26 protein-coding genes are annotated in these 14,835 nt (G+C 67.7%); 9 read left to right on the forward strand and 17 right to left on the reverse strand.

The window, feature by feature from the left end:
• Positions 1-33: 33 nt before the first annotated feature.
• Complete coding sequence (locus tag CJ022_RS12465) at positions 34-723, forward strand: hypothetical protein (protein WP_143703960.1); 690 nt, start codon at positions 34-36, stop codon at positions 721-723.
• Here CJ022_RS12465 and CJ022_RS12470 read toward each other — a convergent pair.
• Genes CJ022_RS12470 through CJ022_RS12480 form a run of 3 tightly spaced genes read right to left on the reverse strand, consistent with a single transcriptional unit; the run spans position 720 to position 4,070 of the window.
• Entirely contained in the window at positions 720-1,067 is a 348-nt protein-coding gene (locus CJ022_RS12470) for a helix-turn-helix domain-containing protein (protein WP_101926971.1), read from the reverse strand. The two genes, CJ022_RS12465 and CJ022_RS12470, sit on opposite strands and share 4 nt — an antisense overlap.
• Positions 1,064-3,379, reverse strand: coding sequence for a DNA cytosine methyltransferase (locus CJ022_RS12475; RefSeq protein WP_101926972.1), 2,316 nt, complete (start codon positions 3,377-3,379; stop codon positions 1,064-1,066). The genes CJ022_RS12470 and CJ022_RS12475 overlap by 4 nt, the downstream gene beginning before the upstream one ends.
• Entirely contained in the window at positions 3,372-4,070 is a 699-nt protein-coding gene (locus tag CJ022_RS12480) for a hypothetical protein (RefSeq protein ID WP_101926973.1), read from the reverse strand. The genes CJ022_RS12475 and CJ022_RS12480 overlap by 8 nt, the downstream gene beginning before the upstream one ends.
• On the opposite strand from CJ022_RS12480, the gene CJ022_RS12485 reads away from it, so the two are divergent.
• A complete protein-coding gene (locus tag CJ022_RS12485; protein WP_101926974.1) occupies positions 4,069-4,698 on the forward strand; it encodes a hypothetical protein in 630 nt (209 codons plus the stop codon). The two genes, CJ022_RS12480 and CJ022_RS12485, sit on opposite strands and share 2 nt — an antisense overlap.
• 71 nt (positions 4,699-4,769) lie before the next feature.
• Here CJ022_RS12485 and CJ022_RS12490 read toward each other — a convergent pair whose 3' ends face one another.
• Genes CJ022_RS12490 through CJ022_RS12530 form a run of 11 tightly spaced genes read right to left on the reverse strand, consistent with a single transcriptional unit; the run spans position 4,770 to position 8,894 of the window.
• The gene (locus CJ022_RS12490; protein ID WP_101926975.1) at positions 4,770-5,111 is read right to left on the reverse strand and encodes a hypothetical protein; all 342 of its coding nucleotides are present in this window, start codon (positions 5,109-5,111) and stop codon (positions 4,770-4,772) included.
• Positions 5,104-5,727 (reverse strand): hypothetical protein, encoded by a 624-nt coding sequence (locus CJ022_RS12495; RefSeq protein ID WP_101926976.1) that lies wholly within the window; start codon positions 5,725-5,727, stop codon positions 5,104-5,106. Before CJ022_RS12495 ends, CJ022_RS12490 begins: the two co-directional genes overlap by 8 nt.
• Positions 5,720-6,781 carry a hypothetical protein gene (locus CJ022_RS12500; RefSeq protein WP_101926977.1) on the reverse strand — a complete coding sequence of 354 codons (1,062 nt, stop codon included), beginning with the start codon at positions 6,779-6,781 and terminating at the stop codon, positions 5,720-5,722. Before CJ022_RS12500 ends, CJ022_RS12495 begins: the two co-directional genes overlap by 8 nt.
• Entirely contained in the window at positions 6,778-6,975 is a 198-nt protein-coding gene (locus CJ022_RS16830) for a hypothetical protein (RefSeq protein ID WP_143703961.1), read from the reverse strand. Before CJ022_RS16830 ends, CJ022_RS12500 begins: the two co-directional genes overlap by 4 nt.
• A 26-nt stretch (positions 6,976-7,001) precedes the next feature.
• Positions 7,002-7,220, reverse strand: coding sequence for a hypothetical protein (locus CJ022_RS12505; protein ID WP_101926978.1), 219 nt, complete (start codon positions 7,218-7,220; stop codon positions 7,002-7,004).
• Positions 7,213-7,707, reverse strand: coding sequence for a hypothetical protein (locus tag CJ022_RS12510; protein WP_101926979.1), 495 nt, complete (start codon positions 7,705-7,707; stop codon positions 7,213-7,215). Before CJ022_RS12510 ends, CJ022_RS12505 begins: the two co-directional genes overlap by 8 nt.
• Positions 7,704-7,997, reverse strand: a complete 294-nt coding sequence (locus tag CJ022_RS12515; RefSeq protein ID WP_101926980.1) for a hypothetical protein — start codon at positions 7,995-7,997, stop codon at positions 7,704-7,706. The genes CJ022_RS12510 and CJ022_RS12515 overlap by 4 nt, the downstream gene beginning before the upstream one ends.
• 43 nt (positions 7,998-8,040) lie before the next feature.
• Positions 8,041-8,199, reverse strand: a complete 159-nt coding sequence (locus CJ022_RS17100) for a hypothetical protein (protein ID WP_158238414.1) — start codon at positions 8,197-8,199, stop codon at positions 8,041-8,043.
• A complete protein-coding gene (locus CJ022_RS12520) occupies positions 8,196-8,384 on the reverse strand; it encodes a hypothetical protein (protein WP_101926981.1) in 189 nt (62 codons plus the stop codon). Before CJ022_RS12520 ends, CJ022_RS17100 begins: the two co-directional genes overlap by 4 nt.
• Positions 8,377-8,664, reverse strand: coding sequence for a hypothetical protein (locus CJ022_RS12525; protein ID WP_101926982.1), 288 nt, complete (start codon positions 8,662-8,664; stop codon positions 8,377-8,379). Before CJ022_RS12525 ends, CJ022_RS12520 begins: the two co-directional genes overlap by 8 nt.
• The gene (locus CJ022_RS12530) at positions 8,661-8,894 is read right to left on the reverse strand and encodes a hypothetical protein (protein WP_143703962.1); all 234 of its coding nucleotides are present in this window, start codon (positions 8,892-8,894) and stop codon (positions 8,661-8,663) included. Before CJ022_RS12530 ends, CJ022_RS12525 begins: the two co-directional genes overlap by 4 nt.
• A gap of 211 nt (positions 8,895-9,105) precedes the next feature.
• Between CJ022_RS12530 and CJ022_RS12535 the strand changes: the two genes are divergently transcribed.
• Positions 9,106-9,657, forward strand: coding sequence for a DUF4124 domain-containing protein (locus CJ022_RS12535; protein ID WP_101926984.1), 552 nt, complete (start codon positions 9,106-9,108; stop codon positions 9,655-9,657).
• A 1-nt stretch (position 9,658) separates the two neighbouring features.
• On the opposite strand, the gene CJ022_RS12540 is transcribed toward CJ022_RS12535, so the two are convergent.
• From CJ022_RS12540 to CJ022_RS17105, 3 genes are all read right to left on the reverse strand, one after another.
• Complete coding sequence (locus CJ022_RS12540; protein WP_101926985.1) at positions 9,659-10,039, reverse strand: hypothetical protein; 381 nt, start codon at positions 10,037-10,039, stop codon at positions 9,659-9,661.
• 19 nt (positions 10,040-10,058) lie between these two features.
• A complete protein-coding gene (locus CJ022_RS12545) occupies positions 10,059-10,496 on the reverse strand; it encodes a helix-turn-helix domain-containing protein (RefSeq protein ID WP_143703963.1) in 438 nt (145 codons plus the stop codon).
• Between the two features lie 103 nt (positions 10,497-10,599).
• Entirely contained in the window at positions 10,600-10,881 is a 282-nt protein-coding gene (locus CJ022_RS17105; RefSeq protein WP_158238415.1) for a hypothetical protein, read from the reverse strand.
• Positions 10,882-10,952: 71 nt separating this feature from the next.
• Between CJ022_RS17105 and CJ022_RS12555 the strand changes: the two genes are divergently transcribed.
• The 6 genes from CJ022_RS12555 (at position 10,953) to CJ022_RS12565 (ending at position 14,802) form a co-directional block, all read left to right on the forward strand.
• Positions 10,953-11,483, forward strand: a complete 531-nt coding sequence (locus CJ022_RS12555; RefSeq protein WP_101926987.1) for a hypothetical protein — start codon at positions 10,953-10,955, stop codon at positions 11,481-11,483.
• Positions 11,476-11,619 carry a hypothetical protein gene (locus CJ022_RS17110; RefSeq protein ID WP_158238416.1) on the forward strand — a complete coding sequence of 48 codons (144 nt, stop codon included), beginning with the start codon at positions 11,476-11,478 and terminating at the stop codon, positions 11,617-11,619. Before CJ022_RS12555 ends, CJ022_RS17110 begins: the two co-directional genes overlap by 8 nt.
• On the forward strand, positions 11,609-11,845 hold the full coding sequence (locus CJ022_RS12560; protein ID WP_101926988.1) for a TraR/DksA C4-type zinc finger protein: 237 nt from the start codon (positions 11,609-11,611) through the stop codon (positions 11,843-11,845). Before CJ022_RS17110 ends, CJ022_RS12560 begins: the two co-directional genes overlap by 11 nt.
• Positions 11,846-11,929: 84 nt before the next feature.
• Complete coding sequence (locus CJ022_RS17655) at positions 11,930-12,058, forward strand: hypothetical protein (protein WP_255407571.1); 129 nt, start codon at positions 11,930-11,932, stop codon at positions 12,056-12,058.
• A gap of 2 nt (positions 12,059-12,060) precedes the next feature.
• Positions 12,061-12,216, forward strand: a complete 156-nt coding sequence (locus CJ022_RS17115; protein ID WP_158238417.1) for a hypothetical protein — start codon at positions 12,061-12,063, stop codon at positions 12,214-12,216.
• A 180-nt stretch (positions 12,217-12,396) separates the two neighbouring features.
• Positions 12,397-14,802 carry a DUF5906 domain-containing protein gene (locus tag CJ022_RS12565; RefSeq protein ID WP_101926989.1) on the forward strand — a complete coding sequence of 802 codons (2,406 nt, stop codon included), beginning with the start codon at positions 12,397-12,399 and terminating at the stop codon, positions 14,800-14,802.
• The last annotated feature ends 33 nt before the right edge of the window (positions 14,803-14,835 follow it).

Consider the following 14,835-nt stretch of genomic DNA (forward strand, 5'->3'; position numbering starts at 1 on the left):
CCTCATAGAGGTTGAGGACCGCTTGGAGTGAACATGGACGACGAATTTTACCCAGAGCGCGACATTCAGTACGCGGCACAGGCCGAGATCGACTTCAGCGTTATCACTATGAGGCTCCGGTCACTCCCCATCTTTCGCGACGACCTGTGGTTGGGCATGCAGGCGATGAACGTTGGCATTGCCGATGCGATCATCACGCCGATGGAGTACGCGCTGGCGAAGGAGTTGTTCGATACTGAACGGACCCCGGGCGGGTCTGCCATGGCTGTGTCGGCTTTGTCTCAGATGTGGATATTCGGGCTCTACGAGGCGCTGCGTCTTTGGCGGGAGCGTCGGAAGGGTTTGAAGGTGCCATTCGAAAACGGTCGCATCGATCTAGAGCTCGCAGATCTGCCGAACGACGACGATCTGAATTTATCGCTCGACTTCCAGCGGCGCATGCTAGAGCGCTATCGAGACGACGCGGTCTTCCGTGATGAAATTGAAGACGCGTGGGCCACATTGGAGCCGATCTTTATGATGGTGGTGCTGTTTCGCATGAACCTTGCAAAGCACAGCGCGCCAGGGAGGAAGCGATCGTTTCCGAGTGCTCCTGGTTATGGCCGCATCAACCGCTGGTGCGGCGCACTGGACTATGAATTGTTGGACCAAGACGGTCACTACTCCACCATGAACCGGCGCGACATCGCAGACGCCCTGCGCTCAACGCTTGCCGACACCTAATCCCGTCTTGTCTGTGCCGCCTCTCGCTTCGAGCCGGTTTCGTAGGCCGTAAGGTCGGGAAGACTGCGGCCGTGTCGCTTGGTGGGCGGAGCGGGGTCGTTGGCCGCTTCCATCCGTGCTCGGTGCGCGATCGCGCGTGCCTTGGTCTGCTCGGCCTCCATGCGCGCGAGGAACGTATCCAGCGCGGCGCGGCGGAACACCAGGTGCTTCTGGTTTAGCGACACGCCGGGCAGCGAGCCGGTGTCGAACAGCTGGCGTGTCGCGTCGCGGCCCAGGTGCAAGTACTCCGCGGCTTGCTCCAGGCTGAAGGTGTCGTCGTGGGGGAGGGCGTCGAGCGGCTTCATGCGGCGAGTGCCTCTTCGATCTGTTGCGGCGCGGTGTTCGCGAGTGCGATCGCGCGCAGCGGGGGCGGGCTGACGGAGTTGCCGACCATGCGCACGGCGGCCGTGGTGGTGATGGGCGTGCCGTCTGCGGTGCGGTCGATGATGTAGTCGGCGGGGAAGCCCTGCGCACGGTAGAGCTCGTGCGGGCGGAGCATGCGCAGGCCGATGTCGACGATGACGTAGGGCGTGCCGCGCACCATGACGGTCACCAGCGCCAAGCGATCGCGGGTCGTCACGGTGTCGAGCGGGTCGCGCAGGTCGACGCCCAGCGCGGTGCCGTAGTACTTCACGAGGAACGCGGCGACGCGCAGGGCGCTGGCTTCGTGCTCGGGCGAGAGCGTGCATTCGACGACGGCATGGTGCTCGCCGCCGGCGGACATCGTGCGCACTGGGTCGTTCGCCTCGGCGCCGATGTTGTCGCCGCGCATCGTCACCATGTTGGCCGTGACCAGGCGTTGCTGGCTGCCGGACTGCGTGATCGTGGACACCGGGTCGCGGGCGCTACGAGGAGGCGAGGTGTTGCTGTTGGGTCCGCCTGCTGCCTGCTCAAGGAACGCGGTGACGACAGCATGCTTCACGCCGTCGACGAGCGTTCCCACCGGCTTGTCCAGGTGCGGGACGCGTGGCGCCTGGCCTTCGCGCTCGCCGTAGCCGGTTTGCACCAGCGTGGCGGCCGCAACGCCCATCGCATGCGCAGCGCCAGCGGGGCGCGCGGCACCGGCGCCGCTGGTGATGGTCGGCATCGGGTCGTTCGCGGCCACGCCGCTGCTGTCGCCGCGGAACTTCACCAGGTGCGCGGCGGCAACCGCATGGCCGCCGCTCGCGGTCGCGGTGACCACGCCCAGCGGGTCGTCAGCGGCCTTGCAGCCGCTGCCCCAGCGCTGGACGCCGCCGGGCTTGCCTTCACCGTGTGCTGCTTGGATCAGCGTCGGCGCGATCAGCGCGAAATGCCCGCCCTTCACGTTCGCGCATTGGGTGCGCAGCGGCTCGTCAGCGCGCCACGTCGCCGAGCGCGAGGCGTTGGCGTGCTCGGTGATTAGGGCTCCAACTCCACGAAGACCGGGTGCGCTCGCAGCTGTAGGGCCTCTGCCAGTTCCTGGCGCGTCATCCCCTCGAGCACATAGGTCACATGCATCGTCGACGGGTGCGTCAGAAAGCCCTCGTAATCGCCCGTCGTCGAGAACTTGTGGTACCGATGCACCGTTTCGTTCGCGACCAACTTCTCGATGAGGTTGGGTGCGTCCGTGAGGATCTCGCTTCGCCCGTTCCAGATCCCGCCGATGTACGTGACGTGCTTCATTGGTCGCTCCGAGTGCCGAAGCCGGAACGATATACGGCTCTTCCGCATCCAGCACGAAGCGCTTGATGCCCCGCGCAATGCGGCGGTGGGTGTTGTCGGCGAGCGGCTTCTTGCGGGTGAAGATGGATGGGCAGGGCAGCGACCAGTCGATGCAGTCGGCAGCGGTCACCAAGGGCAGCAGGCCGGGCGCCTTGCCGTGCGAGGGCGCGGGCCACATGACCGGCACGCCGTCGCGCCTGGCGACGAGGAAGAGCCGCTTGCGGCTGGTGCCAGCGCCGTGGTCGCTGGCGATTAGCTTGCGCCATTCCACGGTGTAGCCCAGGCCGCGCAGCGCGGCGACGAACTGGCGCCAGGTGCGTCCGGCGTGGCGGGTGTCGGGCGTGAGGAATTGGTTGCGCAGCGGCACCTGCTCGCCAACGGCGGCCACGCGGTGCACCAGCTTGCCGGTAGCTGGGTCCGGAATTTTCTCCAGCGTGACCACGCGGCCGGTCGCCTTGTCGCGCTTGGCAACCAGAGGGCCCCACTTCAGGATCTGTTCCACGTTCTCCAGGCTGATGATGCGCGGCGCATTGCCGGCGCGCGCCAGCATGCCGGCCCACTTCAGGACCACCCACGACAGCGAGCGTGTGGCGCGATCGCGCGGCTGCCCGCCCTTGGCCTGGCTGAAGTGCGTGCAGTCCGGCGAGGCGTGGAACCAGCCGACCGGCCGGCCCCACGTCTCGATGCGCGGATCTGCCTGCCAGACGTCCTCGCGCAGGTGGCGCGTGAGCGGGTGGTTGGCGGCGTGCATGCCGATCGCCAGGCGGTCGTGGTTGATGGCGATGTCAGGGTCGCGGCCGAGAGCCTGCTTCAGTGCCTCGGACGCACCGCCGCCGCCGGCGAACAGGTCGACGATGATCTCGCCCGCCAGCAGCGCGGAGACCAGCGGGCGGCGCGGGATGTTGAACTCGATCTGGCGGGAGCCGTCAGCCATTGGTAGGACCCTCCGCGATACGGAAGCCGACGACCCAGACCCACGGATTCGCGGCCCAGTCGCAGCCGGTGCTGGTCCAGATGTGCTCGAAGTGCTCGCGCGGTGTGGCGTTGTAGGCGTAATTCGGGATGGCCCCGTGACCGCCGACCGCGCCTTCCGCGAGACAGTCGGCTGCGCTGATCGCCTGCAGTCGCTCGACGCGCACGTCGGTGACTTCCAGCACCAGACGGCTTGCCCAGCGCGGCATGTGGATGCTCGGACGCAAAGGGGGCGGAGCGTCACCGTCGTCAGAGAATTCGCGGTCCCACTTCTCGGCCAGCTCATACGAAGGCGCCTGTACATTGCGTTCCGATTTGTCGGCGTTGTAGATGACCGACACCCTCGGCCCGCCTTCGTGGTCCGGGTCGTGGCTGTATCCCGGCAGCCAGTTCTCCCGCACCCATAGGCGATCACCAGGCTGACCGAGCGGGCAGGGCAGCACCTGGTCGACGCCGTCGCCGGCAGCGAGTGCCCACCACATGCCGTCTTCGTCTTCGCCGCCCCAGTTGGCAGGGTTATCCGAGGATTCGCCGCGACCGGCTGTGAAGTCGAACCCCTCGGGCAGCTTCACGACGCGGCGCGTTTGCGTCTTGCAGCCGTCGAGGATGGCCCGCACCATCGGGGCTGAGAAAAGGATGGGGCGCTCACGCATGGATCTGTGTCCTCTTGCCGTTGACTGGGGAAACGTCGCGGAATGGGCTGGGGTGGTGGTGGCTGGTGTCGTCGGCTTCCTCGTCTGGCGGCTGACTCGTGCAGCCAACCGCACGCAGAACGAGGTCGCGGAATTGCACATCGGCGCCGACGAGCGCGCGGGGAGACAGCAGGAAGTCGAGCGCTCGATGCTGCTGATCGAGCTGGCGCAGCCCGTCTCCATGGCCTATGCGTTGGCGACGGGGGTGGCGGCAGAACTCGATGCGTTCATCGAGGACGGAACCATTGCCCTTCGACTCACCAACAGCATCGAATCGCGCCAAGAATGGATCGCCCGAGTGGCAGCGCTTCAGCTTCCGGTCCGCGATTACGTCATCGATCGAATTCACCTGATCGGTAATCCGCTCGCGGCGCGCATCGTTAGAGCACGATCGTGGCCCATGTCGCTGAGTTCGCTGCTGGCCGTTGGCCGCACCACTACAGGCGATCGCGCAGTCAAGGATGCCAAGTTGGTGCTCGCCGGCTTGCGCATGCTCTGTCGAGAGTTGGAGGTCATCAACGAGCAATGCCTGGCGGCAATGCGTGAGGCCGGGCTCAACATCCCGCCAGCGGAGTCCGTGACCGCGTAGCGCGTTGCTCCCCGATTCGGAACAAGGGCGCAGCAAGCGGTGCAGACCGGTGCTGCCAAGGGAGGCATGCATCAGTCGGCGTTCGGCAGGTGGGCGGCGCACGTGGCGCAGCGGCCATCTTCGTCGGTCGGCGCGGTCCAGCTGTGACAGTCGGTGCAGCCGGGGATGTCGTCGGTGCCGTGAGCGAGGCCGGCGGTCAACATCTTCGGGCGGGCGTGCGTCATCAGGTGGTCGACGTGGGTGCACAGGCGCCGCACGCGCACATCGGTGTAGTCGACATCCGACCAGCCCATCAGCAGGCCGAACGCCACCGGCTTGGCGGCGCGCGCCTCGCGAGCGAAGACCAGCACGGCGCCTTCGCTACGATCGCCAGCCCAGCCGATGTAGGGATGCATGGTCGGGGCGTCACGCATGGTTCAACGCCCGGCTTGGATCTGGATACGACAGCTCGCCTGCCAGCACCTCCAGCGCCTGCTTGGTGATCGCGCTGATCTCGTCGGCGGTGGCTGCTCGCGGTTCGGCGCTGACCCAGTCCTGGCCGTGCGGCCAGAAGACACGCGCCGACTCATCCTGTGTGGGCCGCTTCTGCATCAGAGTCACCGTGCCGGGCATCGGCACCGACTCGTGGATGACCGACGGCTCTTGGCTGTATCGCTCGCCGGCCGTGTACTCGCGGCGGGATGCGAGTTTCAGGCTGGTGTCGAAACGCTCGGACTTGAACGCGGTGCCCACGCCTGGCTTCAGCACGACGCCATGCATCCGACGCGAATCCATCGCGCCGTCGTGCCACTCGCGGAAGATGCGGTTCTCGACGTTGCCGCAGATCACCAGCGAAGTCAGGCCCCACTGGAGGTGGTCGTGGATCGTGCTGACGTTCGGCACCGCGTGGTCCGGCGACCGCGCGTGCAGGCGCATGTCGCATCCCATGTGGAGGCGCAGCATGCCGAAGCCCTGCAGCGTCCAGCGGTGGCCGTGTGGCGCGGCGAGGATCTCGGCGATCACAATGCGCAGGGTGTCGAAGTCAGTCACGGCGCACCTCCCGCTCCTCGGCCGGCATCGGCGCGGCGGCGTATCCGGTGGCTGCCGCTGTTGCTCGGTGGCGCTTGCAGAGCGTGTCGCCCGGCATCGCATTGAAAGAGCATTTCCGCGGACCCGTCCAGTCGGTGACGACGATCTGATCGCACTGCACAGCATCTGGCACACCCCTAGCCGCACCAGCCTGCGATGCGCCGTCTTGCGCGCGGGCGGCGTCCGCGTAAGCCCGCATCTGCTCCGCGCTGTAGACCTCTTGCGCGCTGGTATAGCGGGGATCGTGGACATCGAAACGCTCGGTCCCGTTGACGCGCAGTAGCCAGTAGCCATCGGAACAGACCCGCGCGAACGAATCAGGCAGCGGCAGCGCGGCCACAGCATCACCGGCCACCGGGGCGCGCGCGGCGACCTTCTGCCCGATTCGCTCGCACATGGCGAGGTAGTCGGAAATCTGCTGCGGGGTCGGAATGGGCGCGGCAGGGGCGGCGGACAGGGCGGCGCGATGCATCCATGCGGCGCGGGCGAAGGACCACATACCGTCGTACTCCTTGCCTTGCTCGCTCCGGAACCACGCATCGAACGCGGCCGACTCATCCCCGGCGACTGCAGCAGGCTTCGTCGCGGCGAGGTAATCGTCGTAGCGCACCAGCAGCTGGTCGGGCAGAAGGCGGGACGCGGGCTGGGCAACGATCACGTGCACGCCGTCGATCATGCGTGCGCGGACGATGCGGGCCGTCGACGAGGCCGGGCCGATGTAGCGCGTCCACCACACGATGGCTTCGCCGTCCTCGTTGTCGTGGATGCTGACCAGCCGCCAGTCGTCACCTTCTGGCGGCTCCGGCGTCACCCACGAGAGGTCGACGCCGTCGTGATCGTCTTCTGGCCATTCGTGCGCGACAGAGCGAAGCTCCAGCCCCGCGCCGTTGAAGAACGGGGCGACGTCGACCTCGTCTTCGACGAACACCACCAGGCGGATATCCGGGTGCGTCAGTCGGCCGTCTTCGTCGCGAGCGGGAAGGCGCGCTGGGTCGAACAGGTCGCATGCGTTCATCGTGCGGCTCCGGTGTTTTTGTCCTCGTTGACGCAGTTCGCGCAGTTGGCCGGCTGCTCGAGCTTCGTCAGCGGCACGTGCAAGCCCATGAACCTGCCGAGCGCAACGATTCCCTGTGCGTGTTCGTCGCATGCCGGTGTCGGACCATTGGCCCAGTGCGCGTTGCACGTGGCGGGGTGCGTGATCGTTTCCATGAGTTGCTCCTGTGCGGGGCGCGCGGTTACGCGGCCAGTGCTGCGGAGGCTTTCCGCAGCCGCTGATCGAGGGCGGTGTTCTCGGCTTCCAGCTCGGCGATCCGGCGCTGGTCGGCAGCCCACTGCAGGGCGCGCTCGCGGTAGTGCGCGGCGTTGATGTGGTGGCCGGTCGTCGATTCGGCGTCAGCGAGCTGGTCCAGCAGCTCGGGGCCGCTGATCGTGTTCAGTGCGGTGATGTCAGTCATTGGCGGCTCGGGATTGGCGGAACAGTTGGGTGACGCCCAGGCGCTGGATGCGGCCGCCGCGGGCTTCGAATGCAGCGATATCCGCTGCGATGCGGGCGCTGTTGGCGACGTTGGCCTCGGGGATGGACGTGGCGGCTGGCGCCAGCTGGAAGTTGGTGCGCAGCGGCTTGGGCGGCGTGGTATCCAGGCGTTGCGATGCCGGTACGGCGGGCGCGGTGACGTGCGTCGCCTCGTGCTTGGCGCCGGGCAACGCCACTGCGCCCAGGCGATAGCGGACGTTGCCCTTGCCGTGTCCGATCTTGTCGACGTAGCCGCATTTCGACATGCGGATGAGGGCGGTGTTGGTGGGATCGATCGCGCCTTCGGGATCGATGGCGTTGCAGATCTCGCGCACGGTGAGCGGCTCGGCGGACTGGCGCAGGTACGCGTGGATGCGCGCGGTGCGGCCGTTGCGGATGCCGGGCTTGCCGGTGGGTTTCGTCCTCATGCCGCACCCGCCTGCGCGGCCAGCTGCTCGGCGGCCTCGATGCCTTCGCGGGTGAGGATGACGCTGGTGGCGAACTCGGTGCCGTCGTCGAACTGCAGCAGGCCGTCGCGCTGCAGGCGGAGCACGGTGCGGCGTGTCACGACGGTGACCTGGGCGGTTCCGCCCGTGCGCACGTTGGCAGAGGGCGGCGCGACGAAGCCGCCCTTGCAGCGGCGCAGGCGATGGGTGGGCGACGCCGCGGCAGCGAGCAGTGCGGCGCGGATCTGCGGGGTGAACTCCGAGCGGGGCATCGGGATGTCTCCTGCCGGCACGCGCCGGCATGTGGGTGTGAGGTCAGAGGCGCGTGGCGGCGAGCAGGACGAGAAGCGCGATCGCGATCGCCATGCGGGCCATGCCCGCGGCACGCCGGCGCTGTCGATACGTGCGCGTGCCGGTCGTCTCTCGCACGTGCGCCTGCAACTGCTGCTGGGCGGTGCGGTTGGTCGCTGTCATGCGTGGGCGCCCGTTGCATGCCGCGGCGTGGGCGGCGGGTACTGGTGGAAGCCATCGCGCGTGTCGGCGATGACGCGTGCGATCACGCGCTCGCGGGGCTCGTCGCGGCCCTGGTGCTGGTTGGCCCACAGCGCCAGGCGCACGCTGTCGAGGCGGATGACCAGGCCGGTCTGCTGCTCAGCCACGGTGCGCCGCCTCCCGCGCTTCCATCGCGCGGACGTGGGTGTCGTGTTCGGGCTGAGGGAGGTCGGCGTTGGCCTTGAGGATCTCGGGCGTCGCGTCCTCGAAGGCCGCTGCGACGTCGGCGCGGCTCGCGGTGATGCACTCCACGCGCGCCATCGGCAGGCAGCGGTGCTGCGCGGCTTCGACCTCGGCCAGCAGCTTGTCCAGGCCGTCGCCGTCGAAGCGGCCGGTGGCGACGCTGGCGATGTAGTGCGAGCGCAGGGCGTCGGTGAGGGCGGTCATCGCGGCGCGCTCCGCAGGTCGGCGCGGGCGCTGCGGGTGTGGTCGTTGTGGCCCCACGGCTGCGGTGCGGGGGCGGGCATAGCCGGCGCGATGTAGCTGCCGGTGGTGCCGGTGTGGCGGCTGTTCTCGATGCGCTCGAGCGCGTAGGCCAGCACCAGCAGCAGGAACGCGGCCAGCAGGCCGGCGAACGCGCCGATCCAGAAGCTGCCGGAGTTGAGGATGTCGAACATGCACGCCTCCATCGGTGAGATGAAAGCGGCGGGCGGATCGCCGGGGAGGGGTGGCCCCGTGTTGCCGGTCAGGGGAGGGACCGGCAGGCGACCCGCCGGCCGCTGTCCCGTGATGGGACGATGCGGACTTTAGCAAGCTAAAGAACGAAGTCAAGCGTGATGAAGTTTATTTGTCGGACAATGGTGCGACGACCACACACAGGGGTGACGCATGGACGCAACGCGAGTGGCAATCGGGCTGGTGCTGGCAGGGCTAGCCGCTGGCTTCGCGCAGGACGCCGCGGCTCAGGTCTACAAGTGCAAGGCGGCGGATGGTTCGACCGTGTACGCGCAGCAGCCCTGCGGCGCCAACGCGACGGAAGTGCAGGTACGCGCGGGCCCGACCGCGGCTCCGGCCGGTTCGGAGAGCAGCAACTACGCCGCGATCGCGCGCTCGACCGCCCTATCCGGTGCAGCGATTCGCGAGCGCAACTGCGTCGCACGTCAGGAGGCAGACATCTACCGGCCATTCCAGGCGCGGAAGGCATCGCAGGAGCAGCAGATCGCCGGCTTGAACGCCAACCTGGCACGCGCGAACAACAACCTGGCCGGTGCGACGTGGAGCACCGGCTTGCGCAACCAGATCAGCGCGCTGCGCGAGTCGATCTCGCGTGACCAGCTTGCGGCCGATTCGCAGATGGCGTCGGCGCGTCAGCAGTGCGCTGCCGAACGACAGCGCGCTGAGGAAGAGATTCGCCGTCAGGCGGAACAGCCGGCCGAGTAGGTCAGCGTGCGGCGGGTGCGTCCGGTGAGTCGCACCCGTGCTGGGCGCAATCCTCGAGCGTGGTCATGCGCTCGTGCAGCTCTTGCAGCTGCGTCTCGTCGAGCGCGCTCAGGCTGCTGACGCGCTCGCGGTCCAGAAACCGCTGTATTTCCCGTGTCCAACCGTAGCTGATCGCAATGCGGTTGATCTCGCGCATGGCGATTGCGCCCTCGCTGATGTCGCTGCAGGGCAGGGGGTCGTTCTGCACGAAGGCGTTGAAGCGCTTCCAGGCGTCTGATTCGTCGACCGGCATCGCCGGCAATGTGTCCGCCGGCCTGTCGCTGGCGTCCTTGATCAGCTCTCGTAGCCTGCTGACTCGTTGCTGCAACGCGTTCTCGCGCATGGTGCCACCCCCTGAATGATCAGGCGACGGCGCGTGCCAGTCTCAGCACCGTTGCCCTGGGTAATCCCTCGACGAGGAGTTCGTGGCAGATCTGCACCATCTCGGCCCTCTTCTCGGGAGTCTGGGTGCGCCCTTGCAGCGCTTCCTCGACCAACTGGAAGGCGAGTGTCAGAACGTCGCGTTGCAAATCCTGCGACGGGGCGTAGCCGGCTTTGCTCTCGTGCAGGTGGGTGACCTTCGCCGGCTCGCCCAGCAGCAGCTCGAAGGGCTCGATCTGCGCGGCCTGGGCGATCTTCCACAGCATCTTCGCCTTGACGTGCTCGACGACGACCTTGTCGTTGATCCAGTTGTGGATGGTGGCTTCGGTCGTGCCCGCGGCTCGGGCGACGTCCACGGGCTTGCGCCCGGCGCGCTCGAGCGCCGCTTTCAGCCGAGTACCGAGGGATCCGGAAGTCATAAGGCAGCTTAAGCGCCGCCGACTTGAGGGGGGTTTACTTTGAGACTTTAGAGGACTTAAGATCGGCGCCACCATGATCAAGCTCACAAAGACAGTGCTCCGCTCAGGGCTCGCCGACGAGACGGGCCGGCCGGCAACCGATGCCGCGATTGCCCGGTTCTTCGGCATCAGCCAGTCGGCGGTCCACCAGTGGGGCAGCGACGATGCGCGCATCCCCGAATTCCGCGAGATGCAGGCGGCGTTGAAGCGGCCTGACCTGTTCGGTTCGATTGCCACGCCCGCCGCCAACGACGACGTCGGTCCGGGCAGTGAAGAACACGGCGACCGGCGCGCCGATGCCGGTGCGGATGTCGAAGTGGCGCAGGGCGCTGAATCGGATGTCCATAGCCGGCCATCGTCCGGCAGCGCGGGTACCGTCGCCACGCTGATCCGCGGCACCGATCAGGGTGGCGCGCGATGACGTGCCGCTACTCGGACATCGACTGGCGGGATGCGCTGTACAACGCCGTGCGCAACACGCCGGGTGGCCTGAAGGATGCGGCCGGGTATCTGACCGCGCGTCGCGGCAAGGCGATCGCCACCGAGTCGCTGCGCAAGAAGCTGCGCGGCCTGGAAGGCGAGTCGCTGTCGATGGAAATGGCGGAACTGCTGACCGAGTGGATGCAGGAGCGGGCAGGGACGGACGGGTTTGCGACCGACTGGATCCAGGCATTGGCGGTTCGGTTCGGTGGCGCAGTGGATTTCACGCCGCCCGCGCCGGAGAACGGCTGGGCCTGCGAGCTGACGGCCATGCGCGACAAGGTGCTGAGCATCAGCCAGCTGGCCGGCAATCTGTCGGGCACCACGCTGGGTGCATTGATGGACGGCAAGGTCTCGCCGGACGAGGCCAATGCATTGGCGAAGGAGCTGCGTGCGCTGCGCAAGACTGCCCATCGCATGGAGCGCAACGTGTTGCGCGTGGCGCGGCAGGTGCTGGCGCATGACTGACCCGCAGCCCTACGACACGGGCGAGGAAGGCTATCTGGCCTTCGTGATGACAGGCGTGCGGCGCAATGCCGATGCGCAGAACCAGCCCGACGCCAAGCGCGTGGGCGAGCAGGGGGACGATACCGATGGCCGATGACGCCGACCGCGTGCAGGACATGACCGAACGCCAGATGGCGAACGCGCTGGAGCATCGCGCGCGTGTGCAGGCGAACGGGCGACCGGGCCTCACGCATTGCGAACAGCTGGACTGCGGCATGCCGATCTCGGCCTTGCGCACGCAGATGGGCGCGCGGCTGTGCGTGCCGTGTGCGAACGACGAGGAAGCCCGTGGCGTGCACCAGGCCGCATGGAGGCGCAGGTGAGCCATGGGACTGCCACGCGGCCATCGGGAATCCGCGACACACCGGCCACCGAATGCGGCCTCGATGCGCTGCTTGCAGGAGGCGATGGAAGCACTGACGGCACCGCCGATCGGGCGCACGTCGGACGAGATGCTGGCGGAGCTGGAGCAGCGGCGTATCGAGGCGACGCGTGCACGGCAGATGCCACTGTTGCCCGGCACCTGCAGCGACTGACCGTGCCCAACTTGGTCGAGGCATACCGCGGCCTGCCTGATGCAGTGCTGCGGAAGGAAATCAAGCGGCTCGCCTACGAGGCGCGCATCGCCCAGCGCCGCCATGTCGCGGCGCTTCGTGCGCTCAAGCAACAGCGGCGGGCGGCCGCGCGCGCGTGATCCGCTCCCCGCACCCCTTGGTGGTGGAGATCGACCGCGTTTTCGCGACCCCCTTCGCGCGTTCTCACGACGCTGAACGAATTGTTAAGAGAGCCGGGCGCGGGTCCTCCTGGGCCGCCTTCGACGCGGGTAATCAGACGCGCGAAAGCCGCGTAGTCAGTGGGGTCGAGAGTTACTGAAATGGCCTCGAACCTCGATGTTGTCCTGAACCAACTGCGCTCGGCGGGTCTGCTGGTCGAGCGCCTCGAAATCGGTACCCCGCGCCCCATCCGGTGCCTCGTCGAGGGCGGCGGGCGCGAGCGCCGCGGCTGGTACCGGCTGTACGAAATGCCGACCAGCACCGGCGACATGCTCATCGTCGGCAGCTACGGCATCTGGCTGGGCAACGAGAACAACGCGCAGAAGGTCACGCTGTCGAAGGGCGCGGCGCTGAGCGACGAGCAGCGCGAGACACTGCGGAAGCGTCTGGCCGACGACCGCCGGAAGCTCGAGCAGGAGCGCAAGCGCCAGGCCGAACGCGCCGCCCATCGCGCCACCGCGGCCTGGGCCCGCCTGCTGCCCGATGCCGACTCGGACTACCTGGCAGGGAAGGGTGTCCGCGGCCACGGCCTGCGCTACACGCCCAACGGCACGGCCGTCGTGCCGCTGCTCGATACCGGTGGGCGCCTGCACGGACTGCAGTTCCTTCGGAGCGCGAAACAGGCCGAGGCCAGCGGCCGGCACGCGAAGGAGTTCTGGCCGGCCGGCCTGATCAAGAAAGGGCACTTCCACCTGGTCGGCACGCCCGACTGGATCGTTCTGGTGGCCGAGGGCTACGCCACTGCCGCGACGCTGCACGAGGCCACCGGCTATCCCGTCGCGATCGCGTTCGATGCCGGCAATCTGGAGCCTGTCGCCACCGCACTGCGCAAGCGCTACAAGCGCGCCAAGATCCTGATCTGCGCCGACGACGACGTCCTGGCGAAGTGCCAGAACCGCGAGTGCCGCGGCCGCATCGTGCTCACCGAAGACCCGGTCACGTGTCCGCACTGCCACGAGGCGCACAGCGCGACCAACGCCGGCATCACCAGCGGCACCAACGCGGCGATCGCGGTCGACGGCGCGTGGGTCGCGCCGATCTTCGCCGATGAAGCCGAGCGCGCGGACCGCTACCGCAAGACCGGCCGCAAGATCTCCGACTTCAACGACCTGCACGCCACCGAAGGGCTGCATGTCGTGCGCACGCAGGTCGAGGCCCGCATCCTGGCGCTGTCGTGGCGTGCCCCGAGCGCCGCGCCTTCTTCCTCCAACCCGGGGGGCGGGGACGGCCGAAAGCTGCGCCCCATCCAAGACCTCGGCGAGCTGCTGCCGCGGTTCTCGCTGGTCTACGCCGCCGGCGGCGCGGTGTTCGATCGCAAGGAACACTGCCTGCTGCCGATCACCGACATGCGGAACATCTGCATCCGCGCCGATCTGCACAAGGCGTGGATGGAGCATCCCGAGCGCGACATCGTCCGCCAGGAGGAAGTCGGCTTCGATCCGGCCGAGACCGACCCCGCGATCACCTGCAACCTGTGGAGCGGCTGGCCCACCGCGCCGCGCGCCGGCAACTGCGAGCGCCTGCTGGACCTGCTGCGGTTTCTCTGCAGCGACGAGCGCAACCGCTCCGACGAGCTGTTCAACTGGGTGCTGCGCTGGGTGGCCTATCCCATCCAGCACCCCGGCGCGAAGATGAAGACCACCATCGTCGTGCACGGCGGGCAGGGCGCCGGCAAGAATCTGTTCTTCGAATGCGTGATGGGCATCTACGGCAAGTACGGCCGCATCCTCGATCAGGACGCCCTCGTCGACAAACACAACGACTGGGCCAGCCGGAAGCTGTTCCTCATCGCCGACGAGGTCGTCGCCCAGGCCCACCGATTCGAGTTGAAGAACAAGCTCAAGACGCTGATCACCGGCACCCAGATCCGCATCAACCCGAAGCACATTGCGGCCTACGACGAGGCCAACCACTGCAATCTGGTCTTTCTCTCCAACGAGGACATGCCAGCCGTCCTCGAGGAAGACGACCGGCGCCACTGCGTGATCTGGACGCCCTCGGAGCAGAAGCCGGACTACTACGCCGCCATCCGCGCAGAGATCGCCGCCGGCGGCATCGAAGCACTGCACGAGCATCTACTGCACCTCGACCTAGGCGACTTCCACGCCGGCACCCGCCCGCCTGAAACGCTCGCCAAACGCACGCTGGTGGGCCTGGCGCGCGACACGCCGCTGGTGTTCGCCGATGCCCTGATCACCGGTGACATCGGCAAGCTGCAGCCCGTGCCGGGCCTCACGGTGGACTGGTACGCCATCTACCAACGCTGGTGCAGCACCATCGGTGAGAAACCCGCGCCGATGAAGCGCTTCCTCAACACGCTCGAGCGAAAACGGGGCTACGCGACCGAGCGCAAGCGTTACCTCGACGGCCAGACCGTCGTGCATCCGAAGTCGGTGCTGACCTTCGGCATCCGCCCGCCCGAAGGCATCGCCGAGACCGAATGGCTGGGCGATCAGATCCTCACGATGAAGAACGCCATGGCCGACTTCCGCGGGGGCCTGGCGTGATCGCGCCCGTCGCTGTGCGGCCTGTGCGGGCAG

The organism is Luteimonas rhizosphaerae (assembly GCF_002849595.1).
Taxonomy (GTDB): Bacteria; Pseudomonadota; Gammaproteobacteria; order Xanthomonadales; family Xanthomonadaceae; genus Luteimonas; species Luteimonas cellulosilyticus.

Coding starts and splice junctions, on each gene's coding strand:
- CJ022_RS12530 (WP_143703962.1), bottom strand. CDS start 8,894: ATGTTCGACATCCTCAACTCCGGCAGCTTCTGGATCGGCGCGTTCGCC.
- CJ022_RS16830 (WP_143703961.1), bottom strand. CDS start 6,975: ATGGAAACGATCACGCACCCCGCCACGTGCAACGCGCACTGGGCCAAT.
- CJ022_RS12465 (WP_143703960.1), top strand. CDS start 34: ATGGACGACGAATTTTACCCAGAGCGCGACATTCAGTACGCGGCACAG.
- CJ022_RS12560 (WP_101926988.1), top strand. CDS start 11,609: ATGGCCGATGACGCCGACCGCGTGCAGGACATGACCGAACGCCAGATG.
- CJ022_RS17105 (WP_158238415.1), bottom strand. CDS start 10,881: ATGGACATCCGATTCAGCGCCCTGCGCCACTTCGACATCCGCACCGGC.
- CJ022_RS17655 (WP_255407571.1), top strand. CDS start 11,930: ATGGAAGCACTGACGGCACCGCCGATCGGGCGCACGTCGGACGAGATG.
- CJ022_RS12540 (WP_101926985.1), bottom strand. CDS start 10,039: ATGCGCGAGAACGCGTTGCAGCAACGAGTCAGCAGGCTACGAGAGCTG.
- CJ022_RS12490 (WP_101926975.1), bottom strand. CDS start 5,111: ATGCGTGACGCCCCGACCATGCATCCCTACATCGGCTGGGCTGGCGAT.
- CJ022_RS12505 (WP_101926978.1), bottom strand. CDS start 7,220: ATGACTGACATCACCGCACTGAACACGATCAGCGGCCCCGAGCTGCTG.
- CJ022_RS12475 (WP_101926972.1), bottom strand. CDS start 3,379: ATGGCTGACGGCTCCCGCCAGATCGAGTTCAACATCCCGCGCCGCCCG.
- CJ022_RS12545 (WP_143703963.1), bottom strand. CDS start 10,496: ATGACTTCCGGATCCCTCGGTACTCGGCTGAAAGCGGCGCTCGAGCGC.
- CJ022_RS12510 (WP_101926979.1), bottom strand. CDS start 7,707: ATGAGGACGAAACCCACCGGCAAGCCCGGCATCCGCAACGGCCGCACC.
- CJ022_RS12525 (WP_101926982.1), bottom strand. CDS start 8,664: ATGACCGCCCTCACCGACGCCCTGCGCTCGCACTACATCGCCAGCGTC.
- CJ022_RS17100 (WP_158238414.1), bottom strand. CDS start 8,199: ATGACAGCGACCAACCGCACCGCCCAGCAGCAGTTGCAGGCGCACGTG.
- CJ022_RS12515 (WP_101926980.1), bottom strand. CDS start 7,997: ATGCCCCGCTCGGAGTTCACCCCGCAGATCCGCGCCGCACTGCTCGCT.
- CJ022_RS12535 (WP_101926984.1), top strand. CDS start 9,106: ATGGACGCAACGCGAGTGGCAATCGGGCTGGTGCTGGCAGGGCTAGCC.
- CJ022_RS12555 (WP_101926987.1), top strand. CDS start 10,953: ATGACGTGCCGCTACTCGGACATCGACTGGCGGGATGCGCTGTACAAC.
- CJ022_RS12480 (WP_101926973.1), bottom strand. CDS start 4,070: ATGCGTGAGCGCCCCATCCTTTTCTCAGCCCCGATGGTGCGGGCCATC.
- CJ022_RS12485 (WP_101926974.1), top strand. CDS start 4,069: ATGGATCTGTGTCCTCTTGCCGTTGACTGGGGAAACGTCGCGGAATGG.
- CJ022_RS17110 (WP_158238416.1), top strand. CDS start 11,476: ATGACTGACCCGCAGCCCTACGACACGGGCGAGGAAGGCTATCTGGCC.
- CJ022_RS12565 (WP_101926989.1), top strand. CDS start 12,397: ATGGCCTCGAACCTCGATGTTGTCCTGAACCAACTGCGCTCGGCGGGT.
- CJ022_RS12500 (WP_101926977.1), bottom strand. CDS start 6,781: ATGAACGCATGCGACCTGTTCGACCCAGCGCGCCTTCCCGCTCGCGAC.
- CJ022_RS12470 (WP_101926971.1), bottom strand. CDS start 1,067: ATGAAGCCGCTCGACGCCCTCCCCCACGACGACACCTTCAGCCTGGAG.